The sequence below is a fragment of the Psychroflexus torquis ATCC 700755 genome, from assembly GCF_000153485.2.
GTDB lineage: Bacteria > Bacteroidota > Bacteroidia > Flavobacteriales > Flavobacteriaceae > Psychroflexus > Psychroflexus torquis.
Genome location: NC_018721.1, coordinates 2558786 through 2574557 on the forward strand (window position 1 = coordinate 2558786; position 15772 = coordinate 2574557).

Here is a 15772-nt window from a genome sequence, read left to right on the forward strand (position 1 = left end):
AAGACTAGAATAATAACAGCAATCTTTTTTGGTTTAGACTATTTAAAAACTCTATACATATTTATATAAATGGTTTACCATATTTAAATTCATAATTGATACTTCTCAAGAAGTCTTTTTTTATAGAAAAAAATTGAAAGAGTCTAAAAGAGAGGGTTTATAGGATATAAAACAAAGTCTACCCTTACCATTCTTTCTTTGTCAATTTTGGAGTGAAACCAAGCTCTCTATTGAGTATATTTTGCATTTCAGAGTATAATGTATCTAAATTACTTTTAGTCGTAATCAAACAATCGTGGAGTGTTATTATAGGTATATTAATTCCGTGGTTACTGTTTATTTTCCTTGCTACAATATCCAACATAAAATAGCTCTCGGTCTGTAGCATAAGATAGGAGAAGAGTTTATGATTCTCTTTTTTGAACTCATTAATCCATTTTAGGATAGTCGGAAATTCATTTTTGAATATTTTTTGCTCAATTTTGTACTGGCTTATTTTGGCATTCATCATCGAAAGAATTATTTTTTTCATAATCTTTCGTGGTTCTATCTTTTCAGTATTGAAAATACTCATGCTCTTTTTTTTAAGATATTCATCTTTATTAAAATCTTTATCTTTCTTGTCTAAAAGAGAGAGTTCATTAACAAAACAATCATAAAAAGTTCCATCTAATACTTTTTTCCCAAAAGCTTCAACCTCCTTTTTGTCCAATATATTTGCTCCTTCGCTAAACATTTTAAAAGGATACTTGATTTTAGATTGATTGATAATTGTATCCAAATATTTATTCGAATTAGGATTAGTTATCGCCTTTAAGATGTAATAACAAAAAAGTGGAACCGAATTTGATAGGTCCACTTCTGCTAAATCTTTTCCACGATAAGTAATGTAGTGCCGGAGTGGTTTACTTAAGGAGGTGATAATGGTGTGTATTCTGCCGTCAGTTTTATTATTGTAATTGATGTTAAATTCTTGGTTTAAAATAGAACATATTTGTTTGAGATTATTTCTTTGTTTAAATACCTTTTTCGTGGGGTCGAAATAACCAGTTTTAAATAACTCATCGTTCTTCATTATAGCTCCACTTTCATCAATCTCTAAATCATTATTATTGAAATACTTAGCCAAGAATTTGTACCTCCTTTTAAATTTATTATTGAAAACAATCTTATCAGGCCTTAATTTCTTAAAATACTTCAATAATTTTTTATCGGTTATTTCATAAATTCTTGCTTTACTTATAAAATAAGAAGGTGATAATTTGTAAGAATAGCATTGACCAACAGAGTATTCTTTTCGCCACAAAATCTTGTCAAACGTCCCTTGATTACTACAAAGAAACCTTAAATGCTCTTTGTAATTATAAGGGTGCTTTTCTAATATTTTTGAACATAACGCCTTCCATTCATTTTCAATATTCCCTTCAAAATCATAAGTGTTTTTAGTTAAAACCTGACTCACTAGCCAATAGAAATAATCAACATTATAATTTTTATTGGTTTTAGATTGATTCAAAATCTTGTCTATACATAGTGTTTTTGGTACTATTATGTAATATTTTTTCATCAAGTATATATATTTAGAGGGACCAATCCCTTGACTTATATTGTCAGAAATGAAAAAGTTGTGTCGTGATTTATTATTTATCTAGGAATTGATAAAAAAGAGTGATGAGTCTGCATTTATATAAATAATCTTGAACTGATTAAATTCAATTAAATGACCAGTGTGACCTAATGCTAAGACACCCAAGTGAAATACGTTAAGACATTACCGCCTTAACTAAAATTGAAAATAGACTTAGAAAGGATTCTTATATTAGATGCATAAACACTTTGATGGATGTTTCATTAAGAACCAATTTAATTGAAGTTGCCCCACCTCAGTGGGGGGATTTGAAGGGCTTTAAAGGAGTCGAAGTAGGGAGAAAGGGTAGATGGATAAGAAGTTTTAAAACTCTAGTTCGATAGCCAAATCGCTGTAGCTTCCTCTATATTTTGCCAGCGGTAAGTTTATAATTTCATCTTTTTTCCATTTTCCATTTAGCATTAGCCAAGTGCTATTCTTCTCAGAAGGGAATGACCCAATCGAAGGTTCGTAGCTGATGTGTATTTTCATTTCTCCATTTTTTCGAAGAGAATTAACTTTGTGTTTGTTTTCCTCGCTTTTAATCCAATCAACTACTAAAAAGAGTCCATTTTTTGGTATAACGATTTTAGCATTTATAACATCTTTTTCTATCCAGAAAGAACCTTCCTTAGCTACAAACCTTTCTTCATGAACAATAAGACCAGGTTCATTATTAGAATTTAAATCACAAATTTTTATTTTGAATTCTGCTTTTTCTGTTCTACAGTCAGCATATACCCGTATTTTTTTTAAATATCTAGACCCATATTCATTTTTGTATTCAAAAAACTTTGCAATTTTCCTGTTTTCATCACCACATGCGTACAAATATTTTATTTCTGACTCTGGAAAAATTATTGTTTGCTCATTTAAATCTTTTTTACTCAAATCTTCTTTGCTCATATAGTTCTTAATCTATATATAAAAATTGAGTTTTCATATTTTAAAATAAATAATATGAAATATTTAAATAGGCAAAAAAAATTTAATGAATAATCCAGCTTAATAACTCATTATAATTCAGTTAATCTAAAAATAAGGGGTAACAAGAAAGAATTTATTAAAGCTTCCTAAGGGAATACTACAAACGATGATGTATCATTATTGAACCTCCTTATAAGATACCCGCTTGGCCTGTCCTGTGCAAGGTCGAAGAGTACAGTGTTGTTGAAAGGTGCACTCTGTCAATTAATGGCGGAGCCATCCAATAGATTGGGTGTCTGGCCTTTCTTTCCTTAAACTTGGTAGCGTTGGCGTGAAAGCTCTTTTAAATTTGTAAGGTACGAGCAAACTTTAAATATGCTTGCACTTGCGTTGGCTATTTGTTTATTTCATTCAGTTTAGTTTCGAACACATTTTCTCTATGTACTTTATTATAAAAAGGCATACCAATTAATCGGTATTCTTGGTTTTGATACAATTCAATTACATTTTCCGCTTCTATTCCAATTAAAAATTGCTCTTTCCATTCGTCTTGCATTAGTAAATGGTCTCCTTTTGGCTCGATAAATAATTGATAAATAACTTCTTTATCCGAAAACTTGTCATTCATAAATACCACGAAATCTGGTTCAGTCGCTTTACCGTCACTAAATCTAAACAGTTTAAAAAATCGTTCGTTTCTAAGTAGATAAATATCTTTAAATTTTTCTTTTAGTTCGTCTAAATTATTGTGAAAATATTTCACTAAAAATTTCTCTTCAGATGAACCGTAATTCTCATTATAAGCGTACCAATCTGCATTATTTAAGTCTATAAAGTATTTTTGGTCTATATCGTTACGCATTGTTGGTTTTCCTGTTTCGGCCGTTGTATTGGTGTTTACAGAAAAAGATAATTTTTTGTCTTTAAAATACTTTCTAATAGGTTCTCTATAAAAAGATTTCGTTCCCCTGTAATCACCAAACATTGTAGAAATTTCATTAGCTATTTTTGTAGCAATAGCAATTACAATATCTAATTTTTGATTAGAAGATAACACTTTTGTGTCTTTTTGTAAACCAGTAACTTCGACTACTATTCCACCTAAGTATTTATCATTGGTAATAAAATATTCCATCGATTTTACACTTGGGAAATACTTACGAATATTGGCAAATTGGTAAAAAGGTATTTTACTTAATCCTTTATGAATTAAAGTTGTATTCCAATTATGAAATGAATGTTTATTCATAAAATTGGCTTGAACTTTATTTCGCTTTACAGAAGTGTTATCTAAAATAGTAGTACTTGCCGAACGATTGGTTCTAAGAGCATACGTATGCTTTTTTATTATATCTGGCTCTTGGTATTCTAAAAGTGTTTTAGGGCTATTCTTAACTTTTTTGTTTAAGAATATGAAACCATTTTTATATAATGAAGTTTCTTTAAACTCGTCTTTTAAAATTAAGTCTACTTCTATTTTTTCTTCTGGAAATAAACCAATTTGTCTTAAAGCCGAATTCAATTCTTGAATATATTTTGGATTGTGAGAACAATGGTAATGTAGCGTTTCGCAATTACGCAATACATTATCTAAATCATTATCGTATTTACGTTTATCTATTTCGTGATGTTCTTCTAATTTAAAAGGATAATATCTTGCTCCTCTACCAATTAACTGAGCTTCTGCAACTGTTGTTTTTCCTGGTTTATTTCCGCTTGCATCACGAGTATCATATAAACGAACAATATCGTACAAGTTTAATACATCCCAACCTTCATTTAATTTGTCTACTGCAAAAACTGCTCTATATTCGTTTTCTTTATCTTCTAAATTATTTATTACAATTTGTTTGTCGTTACTGTCATTTTTAGAGTTTACAGAGATAATTTTATCTTCCGAAAAATCTTCTCGTATTTCATCTATTAAGCCTTGTGAAGAAATATCCAAGCATCTAAAATAAGCAATTGCTTTATCTAAAATCTCATTGTCCAATTGTATTAACTTTTCCAATTTAACAACTGACATATTTCTAATTTCGTCTAAAAATGCCTTTTCCATTATGGCACTATCTTTTGTGGTTTTAGACTTAAATAATATTACGGGTTTTGCTATGATACCATTACTTGCAAATATTTTTTTTTTATACTGACTTATTAAAACTGCAACAATAGCACGTTGTATTGGTTCGTAATCTACTTGATTGGTTTGTACTTCTTTACTATAACCATCTTCTCTAAATTTCGCTAAAGGATAATTGTATAATAGTTTATTGGCATACTTACTTGCAACTGCTGGATGACTCAACTCTAAAGTTGCAGTAAATTCCATCATTATATTGTTAGGACTTGCAGATAAAATACGTTCTACTGTATGTTCCCAACTTGTAATGTTGTCTTTTTCGCCTGCTGAATGTTTCTTTTTAGTAAGTGCATTTATATGGTGTGCTTCATCACTTATTAAAACGGTTTCTTTGTCTGCAAAATCGTCAAATGTAATGCAGTTTTCTCTTGGTGCATTTAGTTTGGAATGTAAGCCTTGAATAGTAGAAAATAAAATATTTATATCTTCTGTATTGGTACTTTCAAAATTATCTACACTTGTTATATTTACATTTACGCCATCAATATTTATTTGTTCTTTAAATAAATATTTAGAGCTTTTAGGATTTAAAAAATTCTCCTTTGTTTTACGAATAATAGTATCTGTATTTACGAAGAAAATAAAATTACGATACCCTTGTTTGTACAATTCTAAAATAGCACCTGCCATTACTAAGGTTTTACCACTACCAGTTGCCATATGAAACAACACTTGTGTAGGTTTTGCCCTTAGTTTAGGATTGTTCATATAATAATTAAAAGCGGTGAAGGCTTCTTCTTGATATGGACGTGGTGCAAATTTTAAATTATTTTTTACCGTAGCGGATATCTGTATATCAATATCGCCATCTTCAATTTTAGTGGCAATACGTTTATCTAAACGTTGTACGCTTTGAGTTGGTCTAAATAAATCTGACATTAATTATTCTTTTTGTAAAATAAATAATTAAGTGCTTTGTCTTCTTTGCTTACAGTAAAGCTTTCGTCTTCTATTTCACTAAAGTTTACGTACAACTGATTTTTATCTAATATTTCTACTAAATACTGTTTCATTATTTCTAAAGCAGCCGTCTTAAAAGTATCTAAACGCTCGTTAAAAATATCTTTATTGAATTTAAAATTTAAAAATGCTTTTTCTTCCATTTCTTTCCAAACGCTTAAAACATCTTCTTTAGTTTTAGCCTCTTGTATTTTAGCAATATATTTTTGGTTATATTCTATCAATTCTGCATAAATAAAAGAACCGCCTCCTTGCCATTTTAATGATTTAGATAAGCCACCTTGTTCGCCTTCAATTACTTTTACCAGCCTGTTATATGGTAAATCTTGAATATAATCCATCTGTTCAATTCCAATATACTTTCTATTCATTTTGTGAGAAACACAAGGGGTCGTACCTGAACCAACAAAGAAATCAAGAACAATATCACCCTCGTTGGTAGCCATTTTTATAATTCTATATAATAATTCTTCTGGTTTTTTTCCATTTGTAAAGCTTACACTACCTTCATTTTGGGTGTTTTGAAAATCTATATCATCCCAGAAATCACATAATAACATTCCAAAATCTTTAATAATTGAACCATTGTAAATTACTTCGTGTACACTTTTTGATAGAGGCGTTAATTGACGACCATTGTAGAACATAGCTTCATTCTCTTCATCTTTATTTACAAAAAGGACTTGGTTTTTTAGGTTTTTAGATTTAAATTTTAAATCTTCGTTTTTATGGGACTGAGTTTGACAAATTAATTCCATATTATCTAAGTAAAACTTACGATGTGTTTTATTATTAATATTAAAATCTCTTATAGATTCTTTTTGAGAAAGTATTTTGTTTTCTTTTAAGATTTCTAAAAAAGAACTTACTGTTCCTTTATCTCTATTTAAAAAATAATTAAAATGTGTATCCCAATTACTTTTTCTTTTATATTGAGGATTAAACCTTGCTTTATTTGTTTTACGATATACTAATATAAAATCTTTCTGTTTTATTATGGTTTTGTCTTTATGAGCAGTTTTTGTTCCACTTGGTGTTGATGATTTCACAGTAATTGTATTAACGTAGTTTTCTCTTTCAAACACTTCGTCACAAACTATTTTCATATACGCTTCCTCAATTTGGTCTAAGTGTATGAAAATTAAACCATCGTCTGTCAAAAGTTCCTTTGCTATTTCTAATCTGTTAAGAATAAATGTTAACCAAGTAGAGTGATTAAAAGTGTCATTATATCTAAAACTATCATTTTCAGTGTTAAAAGGTGGGTCAATATAAATGAGTTTAATTTTGCCTCTATGAGTTTTTAATAAAGAAGAAAGTACTAAAAGATTATTACCTTTTAATATTAGGTTTTCGTCTCCTTTAATTTCTGTTACTTTATGCTCTCCATCTTTGTCGTATTTTTTGAAGTTGGTAAATGCTTTTGCATCTAATAATCTATCTACGCTGTCAGGTGCAAGTGTTTCGTTCCAAAATATTTCGTTTCTTTTTTGGTCTTCTTTGGTTTGTCCACCTTCCAATATACAATCTTTGTGTGGCCAAGCTAAAACAACATCATTTTTAGTTTTTATAAAATTGCCAGTTGAATCGTCATTTATGGTTAAACCAATTTTGTTTTTAAAAGCAGTATAACTGTCTGGTAAAAAAGATTTGTTATTTACAAAACGCTGAAACTTAATTTTATCAAAAACCAATATATTTTCTACTTCTGTAAAAAAATGTTTTTTAAATGTTGGGCTTTTAATTAGCAAACCAATTAATTGTGGTTCTACTTTTAAACCGAGTTCAATTATTTTGTTTTTGTTAAGTTGGTTGTCTATCACTAAATTTTCTTGCGTTTTTAGTAATTCTATAAGTTCGTGTTGTAGGTTTTGCATTTAAATGTTTTCTTTTTTATTAGCTATTAATAATTCAGATATATTAAAATCTAAAATACCAGCAACCTTGTATAAATCTTCTAAACTAGGTTGTCTCTTGTTTCTTTCGTATTCATTAATAGTTTGGTAGCTTTTCACCATTTTTTCCGCAAGCCAAGTTTGACTTATTCCTTTGTCTTTTAGTCCTTCTTTTATTCGGTTCATTTTAAACCTTTTTTAAATTTATCAGAAAGATAGCAAAGGTCATTGAATTATAATCAATATATTCATTGTATTGTCAGAAGTGGCGACGGGATAAAAAACAATGTGAGCCTTTTTCGCCACTCTTTTTTTTGTGCGGTTGGCTTTTTTTTGGCTTGCACCTGACGGTTATGTATATTAGCTGTAGCGTGTTTTAGCACGAACCTCTCCAAATATAAACTATCTTTTGGAAAGCCGCATATTTTCCAAATAAGAACAGACCAAGCCATAGCTTATATACGGTGTGTGTGCCCAGCATGGGCGTCTTTATTATATCGAAGATAATGTATTAATCTAGAGGGTGCAAGTCCCTTATGGGCATGGTCAACGCCTTGAGCCATTAGTAAGCTGCAAGGTTGCCAACCATGAGGTTGGGACTGAAGATTATTTGTGATTGATTAATGAGCAAATACCGCTACAAAACTAGGTACTGACGGACAGAAACCGTACACGAGGCATTTATGCACGGGTAAGCAACCAAATCATTGTAAAGCCCAAAGAATGCCAAAAGTGTATTAATGTAGATACGGCAGGAATCGAGTGAAAGAAGATGTAATTACCTGGGGAGGTCTCTTTAACCACGAGTTGGTATAATAGAGAAGTCAGCCGAAGTCATAGTAGTTAATGAGCTGAACATTAATGAAGGACCGAACAATAATGGTCTTTAATAGACAATGGAGCGTTGGTATGTTTTAAGGGCAGTTGCCTAATACCAAAATAGCCATTGATTAAGCGAGACAACTGAACGAATGAAGTATAAATGATTAAGAAATTAACATCAAAGAGAATCTATACGCAGCTTATTTCCATGTTTATCCCAACTAGGGAGCAGTGTGCAATCGTTTAAATCTACTTTACAAGCAAACGGGAAACAATACATCGGACAAGTAAAAAATTGATTTTAAGTCTTTCTTCGATGAAGTAGAACATTATGTGCTGTTAGAATTGATTTACAGAAAAGTAAAGTGCAAGCAAACCCTAAAACTATTGCGTTTATTTCTTAGAGCACCAATACTTATCAAGGGTAAATTACAGCAACGAAAGAAAGGGGTTCCGCATGGCTCTCCTTTAAGCCCTTTACTTTCAGACATCCTACTCAATGAGTTAGATAAATTACTTGAAAGTAGAAAACTAAATTACATGAGATATGCTGTTGATTTTAGTGTTTATGTAAAAAGTAAGAAAGCTGCAAAACGAGTAGGAAACAATCTATACCTGTATTTAAAGCAAAAACTTTTGTTACCGGTAAATCGAGAGAAGAGTCGTATTCGTAATCCTTTAACTTTTAGTTTACTAGGACATTCCTTTGTCGCATCCTATAAAAAGGGGTCAAAAGGGAAGTATCAATTAGTAGTAGAAAAGTCGAAATGGAGAACCTTTAAAGCAAAGCTTAAAATGTTAACCAAAAAGACAATTCCCGCTAAATTCAACGAACGAATTCATCGAATCAATTTGTTAGTCAGAGGTTGGATTAATTATTACAAACAAGCATCCATTCAAGCCAAACTTAAAAAGTTGGAAGAATGGCTAAGAAACAGACTGAGATATTGTATTTGGCATCATTGGAAAAAGCCCGAACGGAAGAGGAAAAATCTAATTCGGTTGGGGAAAGACCAAGGACAAGCTTATGCTTGGAGCAGAACGAGAATGGGAGGATGGGCAGTAGCTCAAAGTCCAATACTTGGCAAAACCATCACAATGGAGCGGTTGAAAAAGAGGGGTTATATTAGTCTAGTAGGATACTACAAACGATGATGTATCATTATTGAACCGCCGTATACGAGACCCGTATGTTCGGTGGTGTGAGGGGTGCACTCCGTCAATTAATGGAGGAGCCATCCACTCGATGTGTGCTGTGTAAGCTATAATAAAGATGGAGGTAGGTCCTCCGATGAGGGTTTTTAGGAAAACTCATCAAACCACTTCTATGACGCATCCAAGGCAACAAAGATGTGTGAAGCGATAGAAGAAAAGGCTATTTAAAATAGTCAGGTAAGGATAGAAGAGATGAGCGAAAGCGAACCTTGCGATGAAGTGACGAAAAGACTAGTTGTTGTCAAAACCTGACTTATATCGAGGAATCAGGGATAAGTGTAGAGGGAGCCTAATTACTGTCTACACGGCAACCGTCATAAAGCGGGCATGACTTCTATCTAGGCTTTATTTTGGAACCACAGGAATCCTGTGTGCTATGGGAAAAGGAAAACACAAGCAGGAAATACCTGTGAGTCGATTACTAATGAGCACATAGGTTGCGGATGAAGTTGTAGTAGCGTTGAAACTCCTGTAATGGGAGTGGAGCGAAGGACTTCAGTTATACAGTTTAAATTTAGGAACAACTTAAAATTGTAAGGATGATTTTTAAAGAACAAACAAAGTCGATCCCCATAACCAAGGAGATGGTGTGGGAATCCTACAAGAAGGTAAAAAGTAACAGAGGAAGTGCTGGAATAGACCAACAAACTCTATCGGAATTCGATAGAGTACGTTCCAAGGAACTGTACAAAGTTTGGAACAGACTAGCATCAGGAAGTTATTTTGCATCTGCGGTAAAGCGGGTTAATATCCCCAAGGCAGGGGGTAAAACCCGACCTTTGGGTATTCCCACTGTAAGCGATAGGATAGCACAACAAGTAGTTAAGCAGTACCTTGAACCTAGATTGGAATCCATATTTTCTAAAAACTCTTATGGATACCGTCCGAACAGGAGTGCACATACAGCTATTGAAATTGTACGTCTAAACGTACTGCGATATAGTTGGGTGATAGATTTAGACATACAAGAATTCTTTGAGAATGTTGACCATAGCCTTCTGTTGAAAGCTTTGGAACGTCATGTTTCAGAGAAGTGGGTGTTGCTCTACATCAAACGGTGGCTGGAAGCTCCAGTAATACTAGAAGATGGAACGGTTAAAATATCCACTGGCAAAGGGACACCTCAAGGAGGGGTGATCAGTCCACTGTTGTCTAATCTATATATGCATTACTGTGTGGATAAATGGTTAGAGAAATACTATCCACAGGTAAAGATGGTGCGTTATGCAGATGACTTGATTGTCCATTGTAGAAGCTATGAGGAATCTGTTCATACACTTGCAGTTCTAAAAGAACGTCTAACAGAGTGCGGTTTAACTGCGCATCCTGAAAAGACCAAAATAGTGTACTGCAAGAAGGATGGCAGATACCTCAAAGGGTATCCTGTGCAATTTGATTTCTTAGGATTCAGCTTTCAACCGATAAGGTTCAAATTGAAAAAGGGCGGAAGCTTCCTTCAGTTTGATTGTAAAATGAGCAGAAAGTCCAAAGTTCGAATCACAGGAGAACTCCGTAAACTTGCTTTCCATAACAAAACTCAACGTGGGATACAGGATTTGGCAAATCTGCTGAACCCTAAGCTTCGTGGTTGGATTCAGTATTATGGAAAGGTAAGTCGAAGGAGCCTACAGCCTGTGTTTTATTACCTACATAATCGTATGATCAGGTGGATATTGAACAAGTATAAACGCTTCAAAGGAAGCAAAATCAAAGCTGTAAAATGGCTTAGGTTTATTACAAAGTCTTATCCAAATTTGTTCTATCATTGGGAATTGGGGTACAAACTGGTCTAAATTTATTTAGACTTTATTGACTGTATAACAAGAGCCGTATGAATCGAGAGGTTCACGTACGGTTCTGTGAGAGGTTTAGGGGTGAAATTCCCCTTTACCTACTCGACTAGCTGCTGGGTTTTCTATTTTTTCTAAAAATGGCAATTTCTCCATAAATGTGGACAGTTCATTATCGTCAATATCTATAATCACAAGATTATTCATGCATCTTGTAAATCCTGTATATACAAGTTCTTTGTATGTTGCTTCAAGCGTGTCTTTTTGAACAATAAGAAAAAGTGTTTTTATTTCCCACCCTTTATAACTGTGTACGGTCGAGAATTTGGTAAGACCTGAGTTCATCCAAAAATGAAGTTTCTTATTCTTTCTAATTTTATCTAATTCCTTGTAGAATTTTCTTGTTTGACCATTTTTTTCTTTTAAGTGGTCGTAAAATTCTTTTGTTTCGGCCATTATATATGACCTCTCATTCGTTGCCTTTCTAAAATGGAAATCAATTTCTCGTATGGTTTCTATTGATAATGAAAGCACACAAACATCATTTGGGTGACTACCTAATTTTGTTGAATATGAACTTATGAATTCAGCTAAAACCTTAAAATCAAGAGTTCCGAAATATGTGAAGTGTACCTTATCAAAAAGAGCAGATTGAAAATCTACGTTTTCAAATTCATCAGGTATATGCTTATCTGCTAAAAATTTCTTCTGAAACTCCGAAGCAAAGGCGGTTATTGTTGGAGTTAACCTAAACGATTGATTTAGTTCTGCCCATCTTCCTGGACTGTCAGGTATAACAAGCACCTTCTTGTTTTCTACTAATGAAACTCGGTTATATATATCTTGTTTACTATCTCCAAATACAACAAATTCTCCATTATCTGTTAAAAAATACTTTTTGATTAGTCTCAACCAAACTGTTCTGTAGTCTTGAACTTCATCAATCAATATCGCAGAGTATTTTTCAATTTGGTCTTGAAAATCTTTAAATAGGTTAATATTCCCGTAATATTTGTCATTAAAGAATTGTTCTTTTTGCCAATTCTCCCAATTGTCAAAATCTTCTGGAATATCAAATTCAATTCCAAGATTATTCATCATTGAATTGAAAAAGTCGTGATAATTTAGAATATGAAAGTTTTTCCAATAGAATTCTTCTCTAACGCTGCTAATTTTGTCGTGGATATAGTTTTTGAGAGAAATGTTGTATGTTAGAACTAAAACTTTTTCGTTTGTTCGTATATGTGCGTTTACCGCTCTTTTTGCAAGGACTAAAGTTTTTCCCGCACCGACAATTCCTTTTATTTTTTGCTCTCCTTGTTTACTAGCTGAAAGCTCTAATTGTTTTTTAGTGTATTTAAAATTTCTTCCATCATCAAGAGAGTGAAATGAAGGTTTTAAGTACCTTTTAAAACTATCATATAGTTCGTTTGAGAAATTGAATGATTTTCGACTAATCCATTTTCGATATAGAAGGTCTTTTAAGTCTTTTAAGTTTAGATTATTCTTACCTATCAGTTCAATATTTTTATTTAAAAAAGTTAGATAATTTTCTTCTGACTTTTCTAATTTATCGTAAGCATCTTTCTGTGCATTTTTTTCGTTAAGAAACTCTTTTTGTTGTTCAAATGGTGAGAGTAAAAAGTCTCTTACATCATTGTCATTTTCTTTATAAAAGAATATTGCACAATTGACGATATACCAATATCTATAATCTCGTAATTTTAGTTCTAAAAGATTTTGAATATGCAAGTCATACATATTCTCCTTGTACTTCAGAACTTGAGAAATTGGAGATTTTATTAAAGCGTTATTGTAATTTACAAACCATCTTTTTCGGTAGTCTAGATGGTAGCTTTTAAGGTCCCAATCTTTTACTTCGATAATTAGAACTCCACCGCCTTTTCTCATTAGAATTATGTCTGGGCAGTCTCCGTTTAAAAACGGTTGAAAGTAGACCTCATATTCATCATTGAGGTTTTCAAGAAGAAAGTCAATCATTTTAAGCTCTCCTTCGGTTGGAGGAACTTTCAAATTTTTTATCGTTTCATATTTTGGATAAATGATTGCCATTCGTTGATTTTAACTTGCAGCTAACGTTGTTGTATAAGATTAGTTGCGTGTTTGCATGCGAGGAATTTCCGGCGGAAATTCAGACTTAGCAAACGTGCAACGGACTTTGGTAAAGTACTAATTTAGCAATTAATTTTATACGGTGTTGGCAATAGTACATTATTTTTTGTCCGCTTTGTTTTCGTTCAGTTTCTAATTCCGCCACAATTCGGCTGTTTAGCGACGCAGATTCCAACAATTCTTATTATCAGACGTTGCACTTAAAAAACCAAAAAAAATCTCCGCAATTCAGTCCAGCGTTTTAAATTCCGACATTTTTTATTAAGCTTGTCATTGGGCGCAGTCAGTCCAACGTAATTTTCCGTTCGGCAATTCAATCCAGCGTTTTGCTTTTCAGTTCCGATTTCAGTCCAGTACTTCGGCGAGCTCAGCAACCAAGTTTTTTTAGGTAGCAGTTAGTTCAACGCTTTATTTTTCTTTCCGCAATTCAGTCCGACGTTCTGCTTGGAATTCGTTCGTTCTGTTTTTATTCAGACGTTTTTTAATTCTGATTTCTGTTTTTTTTTAGTTCAGATTCAAAGAGCGATTAGTTTCAATTTAACACAGGCTTTTGCTCTGCACAGGTATTATTGCCAACGTGGGGATAACACAACTTGTTGTGTTATCCCCATTTTATTGATAATATAAACTTAGGGATTTTTTGATTGTATTAAAAGTCTTAACATTAAAAACATGCTTTACCGTGCTGATCTTCAATTTCTCCTTTATGACTCAGTAATTTTTTGAAATATTGCTTGTTGGCTATTTCGGAGTGATGGTGCAAGCTGTTTCGCTCACATGAAGCCACTTTGAAAGGTCTTATAATTAAAATTTACTTTTATTCATTCTTTAATATTAATTGATAAGATTATTTATATCAGCCTCTTTAACACTTCCCTTACTTGGGGATCCTCAATTACTTCATATTTATTTCTCCTCATCTCCAAAAGCTTATTCTCAATTGCTTTAAATTTTGTTTTTCTGTTCTTTGAGATATAAATGATAATTTCATTTTGAAAAGCACTGCTATTTTTAGTTGTTTCTATAACATGTTTCTCGATAGTTTTATAAAAGCCAATATGTTTTCCAGTTTTAATGCAGGCAAGGCTTGTGATTAATCTAATATGAACCATCAGGATGTAAATTAAGCGAGGCTCAGCTAACTTTAATGCGTAAGAAGCAAACATTATGTATTTTAATTGTTTACAGTCCTTATGGGCTTTAAATTGCAAGAATTAAAAATAGAATTTACAAGGCTTTTCACAATCAAGATAGTGGTGAAAATTTATCGCCATTCTAATCTTATGTAAATTTAGTTAAATTAGATAGTTTAAAAATTTAAGACAGACTTTAGTTTATACCTTCAGTTTTAGGCATAAAATCAGAACCTATATGATGTGCTGATTCTCCTAAAATCCCTGTTTTTCATTGGAAATATTCTCATAAATAATTTCTTCTGGCCTTGTTCTGATATATTCCTGTATTTATTATAATACTGTTAATCATTTATACACTATTGTTTTTCAAACTCACCTATTACGTCTGGTCCATCTTCCCTATGTAAGGCTACATTGGGTAGTTCCCAATTCTTAGTACCATATTCATCAATTATCATTTTACTTCTCATAATAATCGCTTCAATTTTACACCCCTTGCGTAAGCTTTATACTCTTTACTGTTTAGGAATTCCTCTTCTGTATATTCAACATCATTTAAATACCAATTTTCAACATTTTTTTGTTTTACAGCTGGACCATCTTCTCTGTGTAATTTACCATCTAACCACCATTCTTCATCACCATTATTTATTTCAACAGCTGGACCATTTTTCCTGTGTAATTTACCATTTATCCACCATTCTTTATCACCATCAAGATATACAACAGCTGGACCAACTTCTCTATGCATTTTACCATTAGGCAACTCCCAATACTCATCGCCGTTTCTATGAGTTATTAATTTACTTTTCATATCCATTTACTTGATTGTTACATATGTTATATCGCCAGATTTGAAAAAGTTTAAAAATTTAACAACAATTAGAATGGACTACGTTCCGAGAACGTGTCCTTTAATTGAATAATTAAAATACATCTATACTATCTCAAAAAAGTAATGATAGCTCTAAAAGCTAAATTTCTATATTTTATTATTTATATCTCTATACATACATACTGTGCCAATTGTGTATACATTAACTAATTGATATACAGATATATGCTGTTTATACGCTAGAGAACTCCCCCCCCTTTTTTCTTTCTTATTAATTAGTGATAAAGCCTTC

At 32.1% G+C, this 15772-nt stretch carries 10 protein-coding genes; 2 read left to right on the forward strand and 8 right to left on the reverse strand.

Annotated elements, in window-relative coordinates; genetic code table 11:
• Window positions 1-184 precede the first annotated feature (184 nt).
• The 5 genes from P700755_RS10895 to P700755_RS10915 all read right to left on the reverse strand — a co-directional run bounded on the left by P700755_RS10895 (window position 185) and on the right by P700755_RS10915 (window position 7735).
• Window positions 185-1567, reverse strand: a complete 1383-nt coding sequence (locus tag P700755_RS10895) for a hypothetical protein (protein WP_015024723.1) — start codon at window positions 1565-1567, stop codon at window positions 185-187.
• Window positions 1568-1951: 384 nt separating this feature from the next.
• Window positions 1952-2533 carry a hypothetical protein gene (locus P700755_RS10900; protein WP_015024725.1) on the reverse strand — a complete coding sequence of 194 codons (582 nt, stop codon included), beginning with the start codon at window positions 2531-2533 and terminating at the stop codon, window positions 1952-1954.
• Window positions 2534-2948: 415 nt separating this feature from the next.
• Window positions 2949-5573, reverse strand: a complete 2625-nt coding sequence (locus tag P700755_RS10905) for a DEAD/DEAH box helicase family protein (protein WP_015024726.1) — start codon at window positions 5571-5573, stop codon at window positions 2949-2951.
• On the reverse strand, window positions 5573-7531 hold the full coding sequence (locus P700755_RS20760; RefSeq protein ID WP_015024727.1) for a DNA methyltransferase: 1959 nt from the start codon (window positions 7529-7531) through the stop codon (window positions 5573-5575). Before P700755_RS20760 ends, P700755_RS10905 begins: the two co-directional genes overlap by 1 nt.
• Window positions 7532-7735, reverse strand: a complete 204-nt coding sequence (locus tag P700755_RS10915; RefSeq protein ID WP_015024728.1) for a helix-turn-helix transcriptional regulator — start codon at window positions 7733-7735, stop codon at window positions 7532-7534.
• A gap of 930 nt (window positions 7736-8665) precedes the next feature.
• Between P700755_RS10915 and P700755_RS10920 the strand changes: the two genes are divergently transcribed.
• Both P700755_RS10920 and ltrA read left to right on the forward strand, forming a co-directional pair.
• Window positions 8666-9526: a reverse transcriptase domain-containing protein gene (locus tag P700755_RS10920; RefSeq protein ID WP_083858499.1), complete on the forward strand. Its 861-nt coding sequence runs from the start codon at window positions 8666-8668 to the stop codon at window positions 9524-9526.
• Window positions 9527-10125: 599 nt separating this feature from the next.
• Entirely contained in the window at window positions 10126-11379 is a 1254-nt protein-coding gene (gene ltrA / locus P700755_RS10925) for a group II intron reverse transcriptase/maturase (protein WP_015024730.1), read from the forward strand.
• A gap of 75 nt (window positions 11380-11454) precedes the next feature.
• On the opposite strand, the gene P700755_RS10930 is transcribed toward ltrA, so the two are convergent.
• From P700755_RS10930 to P700755_RS10940, 3 genes are all read right to left on the reverse strand, one after another.
• Window positions 11455-13449: an NERD domain-containing protein/DEAD/DEAH box helicase gene (locus tag P700755_RS10930; protein WP_015024731.1), complete on the reverse strand. Its 1995-nt coding sequence runs from the start codon at window positions 13447-13449 to the stop codon at window positions 11455-11457.
• 911 nt (window positions 13450-14360) lie between these two features.
• A complete protein-coding gene (locus P700755_RS10935; RefSeq protein ID WP_245535933.1) occupies window positions 14361-14720 on the reverse strand; it encodes a hypothetical protein in 360 nt (119 codons plus the stop codon).
• A 391-nt stretch (window positions 14721-15111) separates the two neighbouring features.
• Window positions 15112-15459: a hypothetical protein gene (locus P700755_RS10940; protein ID WP_157609279.1), complete on the reverse strand. Its 348-nt coding sequence runs from the start codon at window positions 15457-15459 to the stop codon at window positions 15112-15114.
• Window positions 15460-15772: the final 313 nt, after the last annotated feature.

Bases quoted from the DNA above. Each gene is read 5' to 3' on its own strand.
- P700755_RS10900 (WP_015024725.1), bottom strand. From the start codon at position 2,533: ATGAGCAAAGAAGATTTGAGTAAAAAAGATTTAAATGAGCAAACAATA.
- P700755_RS20760 (WP_015024727.1), bottom strand. From the start codon at position 7,531: ATGCAAAACCTACAACACGAACTTATAGAATTACTAAAAACGCAAGAA.
- P700755_RS10905 (WP_015024726.1), bottom strand. From the start codon at position 5,573: ATGTCAGATTTATTTAGACCAACTCAAAGCGTACAACGTTTAGATAAA.
- P700755_RS10915 (WP_015024728.1), bottom strand. From the start codon at position 7,735: ATGAACCGAATAAAAGAAGGACTAAAAGACAAAGGAATAAGTCAAACT.
- P700755_RS10895 (WP_015024723.1), bottom strand. From the start codon at position 1,567: ATGAAAAAATATTACATAATAGTACCAAAAACACTATGTATAGACAAG.
- ltrA (WP_015024730.1), top strand. From the start codon at position 10,126: ATGATTTTTAAAGAACAAACAAAGTCGATCCCCATAACCAAGGAGATG.
- P700755_RS10930 (WP_015024731.1), bottom strand. From the start codon at position 13,449: ATGGCAATCATTTATCCAAAATATGAAACGATAAAAAATTTGAAAGTT.
- P700755_RS10940 (WP_157609279.1), bottom strand. From the start codon at position 15,459: ATGAAAAGTAAATTAATAACTCATAGAAACGGCGATGAGTATTGGGAG.